Source organism: Companilactobacillus halodurans, from assembly GCF_009600985.1.
In the GTDB taxonomy this organism is placed as follows: Bacteria; Bacillota; Bacilli; order Lactobacillales; family Lactobacillaceae; genus Companilactobacillus; species Companilactobacillus halodurans.
Genome location: NZ_VDFP01000149.1, coordinates 1 through 1,354, shown reverse-complemented (window position 1 = coordinate 1,354; position 1,354 = coordinate 1). Strand labels below are relative to the sequence as shown.

Annotated in this window: 2 protein-coding genes; one reads left to right on the top strand and one right to left on the bottom strand. The window is 34.6% G+C overall.

Annotated elements, in window-relative coordinates; genetic code table 11:
• A partial coding sequence (locus tag FHL06_RS14455) for a hypothetical protein (RefSeq protein WP_420360977.1) occupies window positions 1-261 on the top strand: 261 nt, incomplete at its 5' end.
• Between the two features lie 21 nt (window positions 262-282).
• On the opposite strand, the gene FHL06_RS13160 is transcribed toward FHL06_RS14455, so the two are convergent.
• Window positions 283-1,263, bottom strand: a complete 981-nt coding sequence (locus FHL06_RS13160) for a ribose-phosphate diphosphokinase (RefSeq protein ID WP_153387063.1) — start codon at window positions 1,261-1,263, stop codon at window positions 283-285.
• Between the last annotated feature and the right edge of the window lie 91 nt (window positions 1,264-1,354).

Sequence of the window (1,354 nt, the reverse complement as noted above, 5' to 3'; positions counted from 1 at the left end):
ATCGAAATTCCCAGATACATTAAAATTGGTGATAACATTTTAAACAACCTAACTAAAAAGTTTGCAAAAAAATCAAAACGATACAATCGTCTCGAATTTAATTATTTTGCTAAAAAAGTTGCTAAGTCTTTGAGAAAAGCTGATTATGACGAACTGGTTTTTGAAAATGATCAATTAAAACACCAAGTTATGTCAAAACTCAATACTCAAAAAACATATCGTGTTAGAAATACTAAAAGAGCTTTATCCGCTGAGGGATAAAGCTCTTTTTTGATAACTCTATTATTTAATTTCTGTATAGCTATCACGTACTTCAAACAATGAATCAATTGATTCATTCAACTCTGTCATACGAATGGCGTCACCGACTAGGTCTGTCACTGATAAAATCTTTAGTTTATCAAATTTGCATTCGTCAGGAACAACGATTGAATCTGAAACTAAGACGTCAATCAAGATTGAGCTCTCTAGTCTCTTTGCAGCATCCTTAGAAAAAATTGGGTGTGTAGCTGCAGCTGAAATAGTTTTAGCACCAGCAGCTTGGACAGCTTTAGCACTATTAACCATTCTTGTACCTGTATCGATCAAGTCATCAACGATAACACATTGTTTACCGTCAACATCACCGATAATATCAGGAACAACTTCCTCATCTTCAGTTGATCTTTGGTCAACGATAGCAATTTGTGAACCGAAAACTTCAGCTAAAGCACGTGCACGTTTAGTTGAGTTGTGATCTGGAGCGACGAAAACAAATTCATCAGGGTTCTTGATTCTCTTTTCAAAGTAACTAGCAAAGATAGGCATAGCACGCAAATGATCAACTGGAATATCAAAGAATCCTTGAATTTGATCAGCATGCATATCAAGTGCAATTACACGATCAACTGAATTTAATTCCAACATATTTGCAAACAACTTAGCTGAGATAGGTTCTCTTGAACGAGACTTTCTATCTGAACGAGTATAAGCGAAGTATGGCAAGACACAAGTAATTGTGTTAGCACTAGCACGTCTCAAAGCGTCAACGGCAATCATCAATTCCATAAAGTTATCATTAACAGGATCTGAAACTGAATGAATAATATAAACGTCTTTTCCACGTATACTTTCATTAATTTGGATATTGATCTCACCATCACTAAAGTGTGATACTGAAGCATCTAACAATGGAATTCCCATATATTCAGAAATTCTCTTAGCTAATGGCTTGTTACCATTTAAAGAAAGTAAAGCAATTTTATCTAATGTACTATTAGACATATTTGTCCTCCAAAATTATATAAGCACTGGTTTATCAATAGGTTTTCCCTCATTAGCGATGACCAAGCCCATGTCATTATCTGTTAATGCA